This window comes from Streptomyces sp. NBC_01334 (assembly GCF_035983595.1).
Lineage (GTDB): Bacteria > Actinomycetota > Actinomycetes > Streptomycetales > Streptomycetaceae > Streptomyces > Streptomyces coriariae.
Window position 1 is genome coordinate 5526202 of record NZ_CP130718.1, and the last position, 16551, is coordinate 5542752.

Sequence of the window (16551 nt, forward strand, 5' to 3'; positions counted from 1 at the left end):
ACGTGAGCACCCCCGACCTTCCCCTCGCCCAGAGCGGCGGCTGCGGCGACGGCTGTGCCTGTGGCGCCGACGCAGACACCGATTTCGCCGGCGAGGGTTACGCCGAATACGCGGAGTGCGGGCTCGACCCCGCGCTCGCCCAGCTGCTGTCCGACGCCGGTCTCGACCCCGTGGAGGTCGAGGACATCGCCAACGTCGCCATCCAGGAGGACCTGGCGCACGGCGTCGACGTGACCACCGTCGCGACCATCCCCGAGGAGGCGGTCGCCACCGCCGACTTCACCGCGCGCGAGGCGGGCGTGGTGGCGGGCCTCAGGATCGCCGAGGCGGTCGTCTCGGTCGTCTGCACGGACGAGTTCGAGGTCGAGCGGCACGTGGAGGACGGCGACCGCGTGGAGGCCGGCCAGAAGCTGCTGTCCGTCACCACGCGCACGCGTGACCTTCTCACCGCCGAGCGCAGCGCGCTCAACCTGCTGTGCCGGCTGTCCGGCATCGCCACCGCCACGCGCGCGTGGGCGGACGCCCTGGACGGCACCAAGGCACGCGTGCGTGACACCCGCAAGACGACGCCGGGACTGCGCTCCCTGGAGAAGTTCGCCGTCCGCTGCGGCGGAGGCGTCAACCACCGCATGTCGCTGTCCGACGCGGCTCTGGTCAAGGACAACCACGTGGTCGCCGCGGGCGGCGTCGCCCAGGCCTTCGAGGCCGTGCGGGAGACGTTCCCGGACGTCGCGATCGAGGTCGAGGTCGACACCCTGCACCAGTTGCGCGAGGTGGTCGACGCCGGCGCGGACCTGATCCTGCTGGACAACTTCACGCCCGGGGAGTGCGCGGAGGCCGTCGGCGTCGTCGGAGGGCGCGCCCTGCTGGAGGCGTCGGGCCGGCTGACCCTGGACAACGCCAAGGCGTACGCCGACACCGGCGTCGACTTCCTCGCCGTCGGCGCCCTGACGCACTCCTCGCCGATCCTGGACATCGGTCTGGATCTGCGAGCGGCTGAGTAGGGAACGGGGACCGGCCATGCTGCTGACGATCGACGTGGGCAACACGCACACCGTGCTCGGCCTCTTCGACGGTGAGGACATCGTCGAGCACTGGCGGATCTCCACCGACGCTCGCCGGACCGCGGACGAACTGGCCGTGCTGCTCCATGGCCTCATGGGCATGCACCCGCTCCTCGGGGACGACCTGGGCGACGGCATCGACGGGATCGCGATCTGCGCGACCGTGCCCTCCGTGCTGCACGAACTGCGCGAGGTGACACGGCGCTACTACGGCGACGTGCCCGCCGTGCTCGTCGAACCCGGCGTGAAGACGGGCGTGCCGATCCTGTTCGACAACCCCAAGGAGGTCGGCGCCGACCGCATCATCAACGCGGTCGCGGCGAACGAGCTCTACGGCGGCCCGGCGATCGTCGTCGACTTCGGCACGGCGACGACGTTCGACGCGGTCTCCGCGCGCGGGGAGTACGTCGGGGGGGTCATCGCCCCCGGCATCGAGATCTCGGTCGAGGCGCTGGGCGTCAGGGCCGCGATGCTGCGCAAGATCGAGGTGGCCCGGCCGCGGAGTGTGATCGGCAAGAACACGGTCGAGGCGATGCAGTCCGGGATCGTCTACGGCTTCGCCGGCCAGGTCGACGGCGTGGTGACCCGGATGGCCCGCGAGCTGGCGGACGACCCGGACGAGGTCACCGTGATCGCGACGGGCGGGCTGGCACCGACGGTGCTCGGCGAGTCCTCCGTGATCGACGAGCACGAGCCGTGGCTGACGCTGATCGGGCTGCGCCTGGTGTACGAGCGGAACGTGTCCCGCATGTGAGAGGGAACGCCTCCGCGGGCCCGCGCGGGGGCGGGCGAACCAGGACCGACGGGCGGGTGGAGGCGGACGGGCGGAGGCGGGTGATCCGGCAGGCGGGGCCACCAGGGCGGATCACGGACGCGCCACGCCCGTCCCTTATGTCGAATTTGTCTGATTAGCGCGTATCGTCGCGGCATGCCCACGCCCTACGGATCTCGCGGCGGCATGGCGTTCGGCACGGAGGAGTTGCGTGTGCTCCGCCGCGCCCTTGCCCTCGCCCTTCACCCCGGCCCTGTCTCCGCCGAGGACATCCAGGACTGCCATCGCCTCGCCGAGTCCCTCGACGAGGCGACGCGCGAGGCCGCCCGCCTGCGGGCCTTCCTGGTGGCCGACCTCGCCCGGTACCGCGCCGCCCTTCCCGGCACCGCCGCCGGCTACCTCACCCTCCTCGAGGAGGTACTGCCGACCGGCTACCGGCCCGAGCCCGACGACCTCGCCGCCCTGCGCGCCCTGCGCGGCAACCCCACGGCCGCCGCCCTCCTGGACCGCTGCCAGGTGCTCGCCGAACGGGACGTGCGCGCCCGTCTGGCCCGCCGGACGGTCCGCAGGGCCCCGGAGGCCGCTCCCACCGTCCCGGCGTCCCGTACCCGGCTTCTGGCCCTTCCCGGGGGCCTCTCCGAGGACGGCCGCGCCTGTCCGTCCGTCCTCGCCGGTGATCCGGGCGGGCGCCCGGGCGAGGAGCCGCGCAGGAAACCCGCCGGGAAGCCCGCCACGCCCGCTCCCGGTCCGGTGCCCGCTGAGCCCGCCCCGGAGCCTGCCCGGCGGCCCGTCCCGACGCCGGGCGAGGTCTTCCCGCGCCGCAGACCGGCCCCGCCGCCCGCCAACCCGGAACAGCAGCGGCTGGCCGCCGGCTGACACGGGCGACCCCGCCCCGATGTCCCGTTCCGCCCTGGCTACCCTGGATCCATGGACTATGTCTCCGCGCTCGTGCCTCCCGTCGTCATGGCCGTGTTCTTCATCGGTGTGATCAGGGTGATCGTGAAGACCCAGGGCGGAGCCAACAAGGCCAAGGAGGACGCGGCCGTCGACGCCGTTCTCGCGCGCGCGGACGGCGCCCGTCAGGCCTCCGCGGGCCCCGACGCCTGACCGACCCGCGACGCTTCCGCATCGCCCGGGGCGTGCGGCTCTTTTCGGAGCCGCACGCCCTTTTTGTTCCCGTTTGCCGATGAAAGCGCACGTCCGGCACGCGATTGGTGAGATCTCCCACTATTGTTCTGAGCTGTGCCTCGCCCATTGGGAGAACTCGAAGACGCGGTCATGACGCGGGTGTGGAAGTGGAACCGCCCGGTGACCGTTCGAGAAGTCCTGGAAGACCTTCAGCAGGAACGGTCCATCGCCTACACCACGGTGATGACCGTTTTGGACAATCTCCATCAGAAGGGCTGGGTGCGCCGGGAAGCCGAAGGCCGGGCCTATCGATATGAGGCGGTCTCGACCCGGGCCGCCTACGCGGCCGCCCTGATGAACGACGCCTGGGCACAGAGCGACAACCCCGCCGCCGCTCTCGTCGCCTTCTTCGGGATGATGAGCGAGGAACAGCGGCTCGCGCTGCGCGACGCCGTACGCATGGTCCAGGGCCCGGAAACTGCCGAACCCGCAACTCCGGGGAGTCCGGGGAGTACGGGGAGTACCGGTGAGAACCCCGGCTCGGCGACGGAGTCCGACGGGCGATAGCGTCCGCACATGTCAGCAGAGAGTCCCTCGGCCGAGAACCCCGAAGTCACCGCTAAAGCCATCACCGTCCGCCGGGCCCGGACCGGCGATGTCTCCGCCGTGCGCCGTCTCCTTGACGCCCACGTCCGCGGTGGCATCCTGCTCGACAAAGCGACGGTGACGCTTTACGAGGACATCCAGGAGTTCTGGGTCGCCGAACGCGACGACAACGCCGAGGTGGTCGGCTGCGGCGCCCTGCACGTGATGTGGGAAGACCTGGCGGAAGTCCGCACTCTCGCGGTGAAGCCCGGGCTGAAGGGCGCGGGCATCGGCCACCAGTTGTTGGAGAAGTTGCTCCACACCGCACGCTGGCTCGGGGTTCGACGCGTTTTCTGCCTGACCTTCGAAGTCGACTTCTTCGGCAAGCACGGCTTCGTGGAGATCGGTGAGACGCCGGTCGACACCGATGTGTACGCGGAGCTGCTGCGTTCCTATGACGAGGGCGTCGCGGAGTTCCTCGGACTCGAACGAGTGAAACCGAACACCTTGGGCAACAGTCGGATGCTTCTGCATCTGTGATCGTCGACGTCCATTCACAGTGACCCGCCTTGCCCGGGTTCCCTATGTCCGAAACGCGCACGTTTCCGGGCTGGGGGCGGGCTGTGGGCCCTCGCCGGGGGTTTGTGTTTTCCCAGCAAAAGCGGTTTGCTTTCCGACGTACTGCTGTACTGCATATAACAGGGCGCGGCTAAACGGCGGACGCCGCGGACCCCCGGCCCTCACGTTTTCGATGAAAGGAAATCCGGTGGCACAGAAGGTTCAGGTCCTTCTTGTGGACGACCTCGACGGCGGCGAGGCGGACGAGACCGTCACGTTCGCGCTGGACGGCAAGACCTACGAGATCGACCTCACGACTACCAATGCGGACAAGCTCCGTGGACTTCTCGAGCCCTACGTGAAGGGTGGCCGTCGTACCGGTGGCCGTGCTTCGGGCGGACGCGGAAAGGCGCGCGCCGCTACCGGTGGCAGCCAGGACACCGCCCAGATCCGCGCGTGGGCCAAGGAGAACGGTCACGAGGTCAATGACCGCGGCCGCGTTCCCGCGTCCATTCGCGAGGCTTACGAGAAGGCCAACGGCTGAGCGCTCGCGCGCCGCAGCCGGACACGGTGACAGTGCGTCGCCAGCGTGTCCACAAGCCGTACGAGATCGGGGGCGCCCCCAACGCCCCCCAGTGCCGACATCGTCGGCAGCGAGGCCTCGGCCTCGCGCCCTGCCACGGGGGGCCGCAGCCAGACAGCGGCCCCCTGCACCGGCCCGGGACGGTTCAGGCCCCGATCGCGGCCCTGGCTCCCGCCGGGGGGTGGCAGGGGCGCCTCGATGAGTTCGCCCGCGCCGATCGCCGTCAGATCCAGTGGCAGCGTGCCCCACTCCAGCCACTGAAGGATCCCCGGCACCTCCTCCGCGCCGCCCGCCGCCACCAGGAGCCGCATCCGGTCGCCCCGCACGGCCACCGGCGAGCCCGGCGCGAGTCGCCGCAGCGCCGCGAGGCCCGCCTCGGCCGGCACGTCCAGCACGTCGAAGCGCTCGCCGACCAAAAGTCGTACCGGCTCCCCGGGCACCGTCGGCCAACCCAGTTCGTTCTCGTACCAGCCGCGGATCCGGTCGGCCGGATCGTCCGGGTCGAGCGGCCGTCGGGGGAGAGGGACCGTGAGGATCGCAGCGGCGGCCGAGCAGACAGCCGGCGGGACGGAGCCAACCATGCCAAGTGCAACCGTCGAAAAGGCCCGCGAGTTACGCTGGGTGTTTGAACGGATGCGCCCTGTGTCGACAAACAGGGCGTGTGGGGGTGTCGGGACACGCAAGGTTGTTCGCCCATAGCGGAGGGGACCGGTGCGCACGGCATGGACTGTCGGTTGCAGCGGGTAAGACATCCCTAGTGGGAGGGGGCGACACGCAGGAAAGGCTGTCTCACGTTCGCCATCGGCGTACTGGCGACTGGGGTAACTGCCTGGCCTGCGGGAACATCGTCTCGCACCATCGGGTTGGAGCAGATGTCGGCGTTCGGGGTCAGGAGGCCATCGACGGTGTCGGCAGTTGGAATGAGCGGTCCCCGCTTGCGGGACTAAGCTGCGGAAGGACAGGGAGGGGAAGTTCCCCCCACTGCCTGACCGCTCTGAGGAGCGATTAACGATGTTCGAGAGGTTCACCGACCGCGCGCGGCGGGTTGTCGTCCTGGCTCAGGAAGAAGCCCGGATGCTCAACCACAACTACATCGGCACCGAGCACATCCTCCTGGGCCTGATCCACGAGGGTGAGGGTGTCGCCGCCAAGGCCCTTGAGAGCCTCGGGATTTCGCTCGAGGCGGTCCGCCAGCAGGTGGAGGAGATCATCGGCCAGGGCCAGCAGGCCCCGTCCGGGCACATCCCCTTCACCCCCCGTGCCAAGAAGGTCCTGGAGCTGTCGCTCCGCGAGGCCCTTCAGCTGGGACACAACTACATCGGCACGGAGCACATCCTGCTCGGCCTGATCCGCGAGGGCGAGGGCGTCGCCGCCCAGGTCCTCGTCAAGCTGGGCGCAGATCTCAACCGGGTGCGGCAGCAGGTCATCCAGCTGCTCTCCGGTTACCAGGGCAAGGAGACCGCCGGTGCCAGCGGCGGTCCTGCCGAGGGCACCCCCTCCACGTCCCTGGTCCTCGACCAGTTCGGCCGGAACCTCACCCAGGCCGCTCGTGAGTCCAAGCTCGACCCGGTCATCGGGCGCGAGAAGGAGATCGAGCGGGTCATGCAGGTGCTGTCCCGCCGCACCAAGAACAACCCGGTCCTGATCGGTGAGCCCGGCGTCGGCAAGACCGCCGTCGTCGAAGGCCTCGCCCAGGCCATCGTCAAGGGCGAGGTGCCCGAGACCCTCAAGGACAAGCACCTCTACACCCTGGACCTCGGCGCCCTGGTCGCCGGTTCCCGCTACCGCGGTGACTTCGAGGAACGCCTGAAGAAGGTCCTCAAGGAGATCCGCACCCGCGGCGACATCATCCTGTTCATCGACGAGCTGCACACGCTGGTCGGTGCGGGTGCCGCCGAGGGCGCCATCGACGCCGCTTCGATCCTGAAGCCGATGCTGGCCCGCGGTGAGCTCCAGACCATCGGTGCGACCACGCTGGACGAGTACCGCAAGCACCTGGAGAAGGACGCGGCCCTCGAGCGCCGCTTCCAGCCCATCCAGGTCGCGGAGCCGTCCCTGCCGCACACGATCGAGATCCTCAAGGGTCTGCGTGACCGGTACGAGGCGCACCACCGTGTCTCGATCACCGACGAGGCGCTGGTCCAGGCCGCCACCCTGGCCGACCGGTACATCTCGGACCGCTTCCTGCCGGACAAGGCGATCGACCTGATCGACGAGGCCGGTTCGCGGATGCGCATCCGCCGGATGACCGCGCCGCCGGACCTGCGCGAGTTCGACGAGAAGATCGCCGGCGTCCGCCGCGACAAGGAGTCCGCGATCGACTCGCAGGACTTCGAGAAGGCCGCCTCCCTCCGCGACAAGGAGAAGCAGCTCCTGGCGGCCAAGGCCAAGCGGGAGAAGGAGTGGAAGGCCGGCGACATGGACGTCGTCGCCGAGGTCGACGGCGAGCTGATCGCCGAGGTCCTCGCGACCGCCACCGGCATCCCGGTCTTCAAGCTGACCGAGGAGGAGTCGAGCCGCCTGCTGCGCATGGAGGACGAGCTCCACAAGCGGGTCATCGGCCAGGTCGACGCCGTCAAGGCGCTGTCGAAGGCGATCCGTCGTACGCGTGCGGGCCTCAAGGACCCGAAGCGTCCCGGTGGTTCGTTCATCTTCGCCGGTCCGTCCGGTGTCGGTAAGACCGAGCTGTCCAAGGCGCTCGCCGAGTTCCTCTTCGGCGACGAGGACGCGCTGATCTCCCTCGACATGTCGGAGTTCAGCGAGAAGCACACGGTGTCGCGGCTCTTCGGCTCGCCCCCCGGATACGTGGGCTACGAAGAGGGCGGCCAGCTGACCGAGAAGGTCCGCCGCAAGCCGTTCTCCGTCGTCCTCTTCGACGAGGTCGAGAAGGCCCACCCGGACATCTTCAACTCGCTGCTCCAGATCCTGGAGGACGGTCGTCTGACCGACTCCCAGGGCCGGGTCGTGGACTTCAAGAACACGGTCATCATCATGACGACCAACCTCGGCACCCGGGACATCTCCAAGGGCTTCAACCTGGGCTTCGCGGCCTCGGGTGACAAGAAGTCGAACTACGAGCGCATGAAGAACAAGGTCTCGGACGAGCTCAAGCAGCACTTCCGCCCCGAGTTCCTCAACCGCGTCGACGACGTCGTCGTCTTCCCGCAGCTGACGCAGGAGGACATCCTGCGGATCGTCGACCTGATGATCGGCAAGGTCGACGAGCGCCTGAAGGACCGGGACATGGGCATCGAGCTCTCCCAGTCCGCCAAGGAGCTGCTGTCCACCAAGGGTTACGACCCGGTGCTGGGTGCGCGTCCGCTGCGTCGCACCATCCAGCGCGAGATCGAGGACACGCTCTCGGAGAAGATCCTCTTCGGCGAGCTGCGCCCCGGTCACATCGTGGTCGTGGACACCGAGGGCGAGGGTGAGACCAAGACCTTCACCTTCCGCGGCGAGGAGAAGTCGGCTCTGCCCGACGTCCCGCCGATCGAGCAGGCGGCCGGCGGCGCCGGACCGAACCTGAGCAAGGACGCCTGACCCTTCGGGGGCTGAGCGCAGAAAGGGGCCGGTGCTTCACAGCACCGGCCCCTTTCGCATGCGTTCCGCGGGCACCACACACGCGTTCCGCGGGCACCACACGCGTTCTGCGGGACCAGCGCGTTCCGCGGCTCCGCACGGCCAGGCAGGGGCCTACGACAGCTGGCCGTCGTAGTCCGGCAGCTTGTACGTCGTCTCGGCGTGGCCGCCCGAGAGGTCGGTGGCGCTGTTGCCGATGTTCGCGATGATCGTGTAGCCCTTGGACTCGATGGCGACGCGCTGGGCGGTCTTGTAGGCGGCGACGTCCTTGAAGAGGTCCAGGAAGCCGCGCACGTAGAGGCCGGAGACCTTGTAGCCGACGTACTTGAGGTTGTAGTCGGTCACCCCGGAGATGATGCCCGGGCGGGCGGTGACGAAGAACAGGGAGACGCCGTGCTCCTGGGCGTACCTGGCCACGTCGAGAACGGGCTTGTTGGCCGGCTGGGGGTAGCTGAAGCCGAAGTCGGTCTCCAGGGTGGTGTTGTCGATGTCGAAGACGATCGCCTGCTTCTCACCCGGCTTGGTGGCGGCGATGCGCTGCTTCAGTGCCGGCAGGGCCTGGTCGACCACGGCCTGGCAGTCCTGCTGCCAGGTGGCGTAGTCGACGTCCTCGGCGGCGGCCGCGGCCGCGGTGGCGACGGTGGAGGTGCCGGTGGCCGTCGCGGCCTGGGCGCCGACCGGTACGGCCATCGCCGTGACGGCTGCCGTCGCCACGGCGGTCATGGCGATGCGGCGCGTCCAGCTGCCTCTGGTCATGTGTGGGGTCCTCTCGCGTCCTTGCACTGCCGGTGTCGTGAGCATGCTGATCGCTGGGGGTGGCCTGAGGGGAACCAGCGGGTTACTGGACGGTAGAGGCCGATGAGAGCCCGATCACAGACCCGTGCACGCGACGTGAGCGGGGTCACAAGTGCCCTGCGGGGTACGGGAGTAGTCGCCGTCACATTCCGAAGTCCCTTGCAGGGGACGGCCGGTGACATGGCGCACAGGCGATCCGGACCTTACTAGGGTGGGTAGTAGTAACCCAAATCGGACTAAAAAGGACGAACGCCACGGAGGTCTCGATTCTCGCTCAGGCCTCCGGCGTGGGCGAGCGTCGCATGTGTCCGTAAAAGGTGTTCTGTCAAGAAGTGGGAAGTTTTGGGGTGAAGTACTAGGTTCCGTCGTAGATCACACGTTTGGGGGTCTGTGGGCCTCGGGGTTACCAAGGGATGGCCACTCCGGCGGAGGTTCACGCCGGGTGGTTTCCTCTGTCCCCGTCCCCATGAGGTCTTCGATGTTCCAGCGCGTCACGTTCCGTTCTTCCCGTACGTCCCAGCTCCGCACTCGCGTGGCCGTCGGCGCCGCCGCCCTGGGCGCCTCGGTCGTGCTGGGGAGCGGAGTGGCGTCCGCCGCTGCGCCGGCCGCCGCGCCCACCGCCGCCAAGACGGCCGCCTCGGCCGCTTCCTGGATCGACCCGGTGAAGAAGTACACGCTGTCCGCCGGCTACGCCCAGGCCGGCGCGATGTGGCAGTCCACCCACAGCGGTCAGGACTTCGCCGTGCCGAGCGGCACCAAGGTCATGGCCGCGCACGGCGGCACCGTGGTCAAGGCCGGTGGCAACGGCGCCGGTGACGGCCCCGCCTACGGCAACGCCGTCGTGATCAAGCACGCCAACGGCGTCTACTCGCAGTACGCCCACCTCTCGAGCATCCACGTGAAGGTCGGCCAGATCGTCAAGACGGGCCAGAAGATCGCCCTGTCCGGCAACACCGGCAACTCCAGCGGTCCCCACCTGCACTTCGAGATCCGTACGACCGCGAACTACGGTTCGGCGATCAACCCGGTCACCTTCCTGCACAGCAAGGGCGTGAAGGTCTGACGCCCAGGTGATCAGGTGCCCTGGTGCGCCTGCGTCACCAGATCGATGGCGACCTCGAGGACGGCTGCACGCTTGTCCTCGGGGTCGCCTTCGAGGTCCTGCAGGAAGAACATGCCGGCGTGCAGCGTGAAGATGGCGCTCACGCAGCGGACCTGGTCGGCGAGGGGGGCGTCCGGGTCGATGACGATGTCGCGCAGACCTCGCATGCGGTCCTTGAACGAGTCGCCGATCTGGAGTTCCCGCACCGTCGCCTGGTTCTCCTGCATGAAGCGGAAGAGCGGGGTCGCCTCGGAGAGGGCCCGGCTGTAGCGCCGTATGAGTTCCTGCTTGGTTTCCAGGGTGTGCGGCTGGTTCGCGCCCCACTCGATCAGGTCCTCGATCGGCTTCGTCAGATCCGTGAAGATGCCGACGATGATCTCTTCCTTGGTCTTGAAGTGGTAGTACAGGGCCGCCTTGGTGACCTCCAGACGCTCCGCGATCTCGCGGAGGGAGGTCTTCTCGTAGCCCTGCTCGGCGAAGAGTTCGAGTGCGACGTCCTGGATGCGCTGGCGGGTGTTGCCGCGCCGCTGCTGCTTCGTGCCGTCCATGGTGACGTCCATTCTCGTGGGCCTCGTGTCCCCGTGAAACTTACTTGCCGTCCGGCTAGTTAGATGCGGAAACTTACTTGACGCCCGGCTAGTTGCAGGTCTACCTTCCCAGTGTAGTCAACTAGCCGGGCGGCAAGTAAGTGGCCGACCGGGGGGAAGCCCAGGGGAGTGGCAATCATGGCGGACACGAAGACGGTCGAGACCGAGGCGGAGAAACCACCGAGGAGCGTGCGGGTCGTCCTGCTCGCGCTGATGATCACGATGATGCTCGCGATGCTCGACAACATGATCGTGGGCACGGCGATGCCGACGATCGTCGGCGAACTCGGCGGGCTCGAGCACCTGTCGTGGGTCGTGACCGCGTACACCCTCGCGACCGCGGCCTCCACCCCGATCTGGGGCAAGATCGGCGACATGTACGGGCGCAAGGGCGCCTTCATGACGTCGATCGTGATCTTCCTGATCGGCTCCGCGCTGAGCGGCATGGCCCAGAACATGGGCGAACTGATCGGCTTCCGCGCGATCCAGGGCCTCGGTGCCGGTGGTCTGATGGTCGGCGTCATGGCGATCATCGGTGACCTCATCCCGCCGCGGGAGCGCGGCAAGTACCAGGGCATGATGGCCGGCGTCATGGCGCTCGCGATGATCGGTGGCCCGCTGGTCGGCGGCACCATCACCGACAACTGGGGCTGGCGCTGGTCCTTCTACATCAACCTGCCGCTCGGCGTGGTGTCGCTGGCCCTCATCAGCGCCGTTCTGCACCTGCCGAAGAAGCGCTCGCAGTCGCGGATCGACTACCTGGGCGCCACCCTGCTGACCGTCGGCATCACCTCCATCGTCCTCGTCACCACCTGGGGCGGCTCGGAGTACGCCTGGTCGTCCGCGCGGATCATGGAGCTCATCGGGATCGGCGTCGCCTCGCTCATCGGGTTCGTGTTCTGGCAGACCAGGGCCGCCGAGCCGATCGTGCCGCTGCACATCTTCCGCAGCCGCAACTTCACCCTGATGTCGATCATCGGCTTCGTCACCGGCTTCGTGATGTTCGGCGCCACCCTCTTCCTGCCGCTGTACCAGCAGTCGGTGCAGGGCGCCTCCGCGACCAACTCCGGTCTGCTGCTCCTGCCGATGCTCGGCGCCATGCTGGTCACCTCGATGGTGGCGGGCCGGGTGACCACGAACAGCGGCAAGTACAAGATCTTCCCGCTGGTCGGCAGCGTCGCGATGGTCATCGGCCTGTACCTGCTGTCCACCATGGACACCGGGACCAGCCGCCTCACCTCCGGTGTGTTCATGGCCGTCGTCGGTCTCGGCATGGGCTGCCTCATGCAGATCACGATGCTGGTCGCCCAGAACAGCGTCGAGATGAAGGACATGGGCGTCGCGTCCTCGTCCACCACCCTCTTCCGTACGCTCGGCTCCTCCTTCGGTGTCGCAATCATGGGCGCGCTGTTCAACAACCGAGTCCAGGACGTCATGTCCGAGCGGGCCGGCGCGCTGGGTTCGAAGATCACCGAGCAGTCCGCGCAACTGGACGCGGCCAGCCTGGCCAAGCTGCCCGTCGCGGCCCGGGAGGCCTACCAGCACGCGGTGTCGTCCGGCACCCACTCGGCGTTCCTGCTGGGCGCCGTGGTGGCGGTGACCGCACTGGTGGCGGCGGTGTTCGTCAAGGAGGTCCCGCTCAAGGGAGCGGGTCCGCAGAAGGACGGCGAGTCGGCCGACGACGCGGCCGCGACGCAGCCGCCCCTGGTCGAGGCCGTCTGACCGCGCTGTTGTCAGCGCAGGCCCCCCGGCGGTGTCCGCCCCGGGGGGCCTGCGCTTTTCGTACGCCCGAGCCGGCGCCGCTCTCCCGGTGCCGAGGGACGGACCGGACCGCCCACGTCGGCTGCAGTGCTCCCTGATCCGGGGGTACCACCCGATGCCATGGGCCGGCGGCTTCCCCGCGACGGGAGCAACTTCGAAGAAGCGCCCCGACCCCGACCCTGCCCATCGAGTCCTCCGCGGCGCTGAAAGCTCGTCGGCGAGGGTGCTACGAGACCTTCAGGGCGGGGGAGTTCCTTCAGGAGCCGAAGGAGCGGCCGTACGGCATCGAGGCGAGCTTCCGCGACGGCAACGGCAACGGGTACTCACTGACCCGGCGCGGCGAGGAGCCCGACCTCTCGAAGGACTTCGGCTGAGCGTCCGGCCTTCATCCCCGCGCCGCGTGCCACCGACGTGCCACGAGCCGTACGGTGTCCGCCGTCACGGCATCACCGGGTAGCTTCCCGTGTTCGTCGGCGCGTGTTCGGGCAGCCACAGGACGGCGACGGCACCCTCGGCGGCTATGTGCTCAGGGGCCCCCGCGGGCCGTACGTTGCGGAAGGTCAGCCGGGCGCCGAGTACCCGGGCCTGGCCTGCCGCGATGGTGAGCCCGAGACCGTGTCCGTGCCCGGCCCGGTCGGCGCTGCCGGTGCGGAAGCGGCTGGGTCCCTCGGCGAGCAGGTCCTCGGGGAAGCCGGGGCCGTGGTCGCGGACCCGGATGACCCGGCCCTCGACGGTGACCTGGATCGGCTGCTTGCCGTGCCGGGCGGCGTTGGCCAGCAGGTTGAACAGCACGCGCTCCAGGCGCCGGGGGTCGGTCGTGACCATCGACTCGTGCACCACCCGCACCTCGACGTCCGGATCCTTGGCCGCGACCCGTCGGGCCACGAACTCGCCCAGCACGATGTCCTGCAGTTCGGCGCGCTCCGAGGCGCCGTCGAGACGGGCCACCTCCAGCACGTCCTCGACCAGGGTGCGCATGGCCTTGGCCCGGTCCAGGACCAGTTCGGTCGGCCGGCCCGGAGGCAGCAGCTCGGCGGCCGTCAGCAGTCCCGTCACCGGGGTGCGCAGTTCGTGCGCGATGTCCGCGGTGACCCGGCGCTCGGCCTCCAGCCGCTCCTGGAGCGTGTCCGCCATGGCGTCCACCGCGCTCGCCAGATCGTCGGTCTCGTCCCGGACGACCCCGCCTATGGCATCCCGCACCCGCACGTTCGACTCGCCGCTGGCGACCTGGTTCGCCGCGGCCGCCGCCTTGCGCAGCCGGCGCGAGAGCTGCCCGCCGATGAGCACGCCGAGCGCGCTGCCGCCTAGCACGACCGCGATGGAGCCGATCACCAGGGCCTGGTCGAGATCGTTGAGGATGTCCGTGCTGCGGTCGGTGAAGCCGGTGTGCAGGGACAGCACGTGCCCGTCCTTGACCGGCACGGCCGCCCAGATGTCCGGTACCCCGCCCGTACGGTCGGAGACGAAGGTGGCCCGGCGGCCCTCCTGGACCTTCTCCCGCAACGACGGCGGCAGGCGGGAGTCGTCGATCTTGATGTTGGGGAAGTGGAAGTTGAGCGGTCCCGACTGCTCGTAGTTGCGCTGGGCGATCTGGACGCGCTCGTCCGCGAGGTCGCGCGCGTTGTCCAGCATGGACACGCGGGCGGCGTTGTGCACGACCAGACTGAGCGCGATCGCCACCAGCGCGCCGACCAGCGCGATCGCCGCGCTCAGCTTCCACCGCAGCCCCGTGCGGATGCCCACGCGCTTCCTGCGAGCCGGAACCAGCTGCCGGATCATCCCCCGCATCCTCCTGCCCCTGCCCCGCTCAGGCTTTCAACTTGTAGCCGAAACCGCGGACCGTCTCGATACGGTCCTGGCCGATCTTCGTCCGCAGCCGCTGCACATGGACGTCGACGACCCGGGTGTCGCCGCCCCAGCCGTAGTCCCACACCCGCTCCAGCAGTTTGTCGCGCGAGAGGACCGTGCCCGGAGCCGAGGAGAACTCCAGCAGCAGGCGCATCTCGGTCGGGGTCAGCGCCACCGGCTGCCCGGCCCGGCGCACCTCCATCCCCTCCGTGTCTATCTCCAGATCGCCGAACGACAGCACACCACCGGCCGTGGAGGCGGCGGGCTCGGCGCGGTCGCCTCCGCCCGCGTGACCGAAGCGGCGCAGCACGGCGCGGATCCGGGCGACCAGCACGGCGCCGTCGAAGGGCTTGGTCACGTAGTCGTCGGCACCGGCCTCCAGACCGAGGACGACATCGATGGAGTCGGCACGCGCCGACAGCATGATCACCGGCACGGTCGACTCGTCCCGGATGCGCCGGCACAGGCTCACGCCGTCCAGGCCGGGCACCATGACGTCCAGCAGCGCGATGTCGGGGCGGTCGGCACGGAACGCCTCCAGGCCCGACAGGCCGTCGGGCATCGCGGTGACCACGAAGCCGTCCCGCTCGAGGGCGAGCTGGGTGGCCTCGCGGATGACGTCGTCGTCCTCGACGAACAGGACGTGGGTCTGGTCTGCCATCCCGGTGCTCTCAGTTCTCGTATGCGGTCTCGTGTGCGTGCGCGGGTCGTCAGTCTGACGGGCTTCCGCCTGCGTCCTGTCGCTCACCTGTCGGTGAACTGTCGGGTGTGCCCCTTGCTTGGACGCGTGGAGCACGGCGAGCGTTCACTTCGCGCGCGATCCATGTCCGTTCTCCGTGCGGTCCGTCCTTGCCCGTGCCTGCCCCTCCCGACCGTCCTTGCCCGTCCACCCATTGATCGGAACGAGCGGCCCGATCGGTTCACGCTGCCGGGGATTCTTTCGGCAGATCGCGTCGGGGCAGGTCAGCCGGCCTCCGGGGCCACCGTCGGGAGGTCGCCGACGACGCTGCTGTAGTCGTTGTGCCAGCTGTACTCCTTCACGAAGCGGCCCGAGGTCCAGCGGTACGTGATCACGTTCTCACCGGACGGGTCGGAGACCGGGTCGCCCTTCTCGTACGCCTGCTTGGTCACCACCAGGTCGCCCCGGTCCATCTCCGCGTACACGGGGGGCTCCTCGGCCTGGAAGACGTTCCGGTAGCCGCCGGCGTCCTTCCGGTACACGTACGAGCCCACGCCGACGGCGTCACCGCAGGTGAGGACGTTGACGATGATGTCGTCGCCGGAGCCGCCGGTGAGGTCGCCGTACGACACGTCCACCGGGTACTCGTCGCCGACGCAGGGCTGCAACTCGCGCTTGACCTCGGCCGAGACCTGCGGGTCGTCCTTGATCAGCCGGACCGCCTCCGCCCGGTCGGGGGGGCCGGTGGAGACGGACGACGGGGAAGCGGTGGCGCCCGCCACCGCGTCGGCGTGGGCCGGACCCTCGTCACGGGCGCCGGTGCCACCGGTGGCGCAGGCGGAGACGGAAAGGGCGAGGGCGGCGAGCACGGACATCGCCGTGATCGCCGCCTGGATGGTGCTTCGGGCCGGTGTGGGCCCGGCCTCGGTCAGGCCGCCGCGCAACGCTCCCGCTCCTCACGCTCCAGCGCGCGTGCGTCCAGATCGCGGGCCTCCAGCTCCTCGCGGAGCCGGGCGAGCGCCCGGTGCAGCGTGCTCTTGACCGTTCCGGCCGACATGCCGAGGGCGGCGGCCGTCTCCTCCGTGGACATCTGCTCCCAGTGTCGCAGCACCACGACACTGCGCTGCTTCGGAGCGAGCACCTTCATCGCGTCCATCAGCAGGGCGCGGTCGGCGTGCTGCTCGGTGGAGTCGTCGACACGGGCGTCCGGGAGCTGCTCGGTCGGAACCTCCTCGAGCTTGCGGGCCCGCCACCACTCCGTACGTGTGTTGATCATGACCCGGCGCAGGTAGGCGTCCGCGAGTCGCTTGTCCGCGATGCCGTCCCAGCGGCCGTACGTCCGGGCCAGCGCGGTCTGGAGGAGGTCCTGCGCGTCGACCGGGTCCGGGACCAGGCGGCGGGCGCTGCGCAGCAGCGCGTCCTGCCGCGTGCGGACGTATTCCTCGAACTCGAGCACCTCGCCCTGTGCCATGGTCAACCGCCTCCGAATTCCCCGTACCGGCGGACTGCC

Annotated in this window: 17 protein-coding genes; 10 read left to right on the forward strand and 7 right to left on the reverse strand. The window is 69.3% G+C overall.

Annotated elements, in window-relative coordinates; translation table 11 throughout:
• Nucleotides 1-2: 2 nt before the first annotated feature.
• The 7 genes from nadC to OG736_RS24840 all read left to right on the forward strand — a co-directional run bounded on the left by nadC (nt 3) and on the right by OG736_RS24840 (nt 4651).
• Nucleotides 3-1004 (forward strand): carboxylating nicotinate-nucleotide diphosphorylase, encoded by a 1002-nt coding sequence (gene nadC, locus OG736_RS24810; protein WP_327184392.1) that lies wholly within the window; start codon nt 3-5, stop codon nt 1002-1004.
• A gap of 16 nt (nt 1005-1020) precedes the next feature.
• Nucleotides 1021-1818: a type III pantothenate kinase gene (locus OG736_RS24815; protein WP_327184393.1), complete on the forward strand. Its 798-nt coding sequence runs from the start codon at nt 1021-1023 to the stop codon at nt 1816-1818.
• Nucleotides 1819-2022: 204 nt separating this feature from the next.
• A complete protein-coding gene (locus OG736_RS24820) occupies nt 2023-2712 on the forward strand; it encodes a hypothetical protein (RefSeq protein ID WP_327187703.1) in 690 nt (229 codons plus the stop codon).
• A 51-nt stretch (nt 2713-2763) separates the two neighbouring features.
• Nucleotides 2764-2943 (forward strand): hypothetical protein, encoded by a 180-nt coding sequence (locus OG736_RS24825; protein ID WP_327184394.1) that lies wholly within the window; start codon nt 2764-2766, stop codon nt 2941-2943.
• Between the two features lie 147 nt (nt 2944-3090).
• The gene (locus OG736_RS24830) at nt 3091-3531 is read left to right on the forward strand and encodes a BlaI/MecI/CopY family transcriptional regulator (RefSeq protein ID WP_327184395.1); all 441 of its coding nucleotides are present in this window, start codon (nt 3091-3093) and stop codon (nt 3529-3531) included.
• A 9-nt stretch (nt 3532-3540) separates the two neighbouring features.
• Nucleotides 3541-4089, forward strand: coding sequence for an amino-acid N-acetyltransferase (locus OG736_RS24835; RefSeq protein ID WP_020132477.1), 549 nt, complete (start codon nt 3541-3543; stop codon nt 4087-4089).
• 226 nt (nt 4090-4315) lie between these two features.
• On the forward strand, nt 4316-4651 hold the full coding sequence (locus OG736_RS24840; RefSeq protein WP_020132476.1) for a histone-like nucleoid-structuring protein Lsr2: 336 nt from the start codon (nt 4316-4318) through the stop codon (nt 4649-4651).
• Here the strand turns inward: OG736_RS24840 and OG736_RS24845 are convergent.
• Nucleotides 4630-5271, reverse strand: a complete 642-nt coding sequence (locus OG736_RS24845; RefSeq protein ID WP_327184396.1) for an SCO3374 family protein — start codon at nt 5269-5271, stop codon at nt 4630-4632. The two genes, OG736_RS24840 and OG736_RS24845, sit on opposite strands and share 22 nt — an antisense overlap.
• Before the next feature lie 430 nt (nt 5272-5701).
• Between OG736_RS24845 and OG736_RS24850 the strand changes: the two genes are divergently transcribed.
• Nucleotides 5702-8230, forward strand: a complete 2529-nt coding sequence (locus tag OG736_RS24850; RefSeq protein WP_327184397.1) for an ATP-dependent Clp protease ATP-binding subunit — start codon at nt 5702-5704, stop codon at nt 8228-8230.
• 153 nt (nt 8231-8383) lie between these two features.
• Here the strand turns inward: OG736_RS24850 and OG736_RS24855 are convergent, their stop codons facing one another.
• Nucleotides 8384-9025, reverse strand: coding sequence for an HAD family acid phosphatase (locus OG736_RS24855; RefSeq protein WP_327184398.1), 642 nt, complete (start codon nt 9023-9025; stop codon nt 8384-8386).
• Nucleotides 9026-9542: 517 nt separating this feature from the next.
• Between OG736_RS24855 and OG736_RS24860 the strand changes: the two genes are divergently transcribed.
• Entirely contained in the window at nt 9543-10127 is a 585-nt protein-coding gene (locus tag OG736_RS24860; protein ID WP_327184399.1) for a M23 family metallopeptidase, read from the forward strand.
• 11 nt (nt 10128-10138) lie between these two features.
• Here OG736_RS24860 and OG736_RS24865 read toward each other — a convergent pair whose 3' ends face one another.
• Entirely contained in the window at nt 10139-10726 is a 588-nt protein-coding gene (locus OG736_RS24865; protein WP_327184400.1) for a TetR/AcrR family transcriptional regulator, read from the reverse strand.
• Between the two features lie 165 nt (nt 10727-10891).
• Between OG736_RS24865 and OG736_RS24870 the strand changes: the two genes are divergently transcribed.
• Nucleotides 10892-12475: an MDR family MFS transporter gene (locus tag OG736_RS24870; protein WP_327184401.1), complete on the forward strand. Its 1584-nt coding sequence runs from the start codon at nt 10892-10894 to the stop codon at nt 12473-12475.
• A 477-nt stretch (nt 12476-12952) separates the two neighbouring features.
• On the opposite strand, the gene cseC is transcribed toward OG736_RS24870, so the two are convergent.
• The 4 genes from cseC to OG736_RS24895 form a co-directional block, all read right to left on the reverse strand.
• Nucleotides 12953-14302 (reverse strand): two-component system sensor histidine kinase CseC, encoded by a 1350-nt coding sequence (gene cseC, locus OG736_RS24880; RefSeq protein WP_327184402.1) that lies wholly within the window; start codon nt 14300-14302, stop codon nt 12953-12955.
• 19 nt (nt 14303-14321) lie between these two features.
• The gene (gene cseB / locus OG736_RS24885) at nt 14322-15023 is read right to left on the reverse strand and encodes a two-component system response regulator CseB (protein WP_327184403.1); all 702 of its coding nucleotides are present in this window, start codon (nt 15021-15023) and stop codon (nt 14322-14324) included.
• A gap of 302 nt (nt 15024-15325) precedes the next feature.
• Complete coding sequence (locus OG736_RS24890; RefSeq protein ID WP_327184404.1) at nt 15326-15985, reverse strand: hypothetical protein; 660 nt, start codon at nt 15983-15985, stop codon at nt 15326-15328.
• Nucleotides 15970-16512: a SigE family RNA polymerase sigma factor gene (locus OG736_RS24895; protein WP_020132466.1), complete on the reverse strand. Its 543-nt coding sequence runs from the start codon at nt 16510-16512 to the stop codon at nt 15970-15972. Before OG736_RS24895 ends, OG736_RS24890 begins: the two co-directional genes overlap by 16 nt.
• Between the last annotated feature and the right edge of the window lie 39 nt (nt 16513-16551).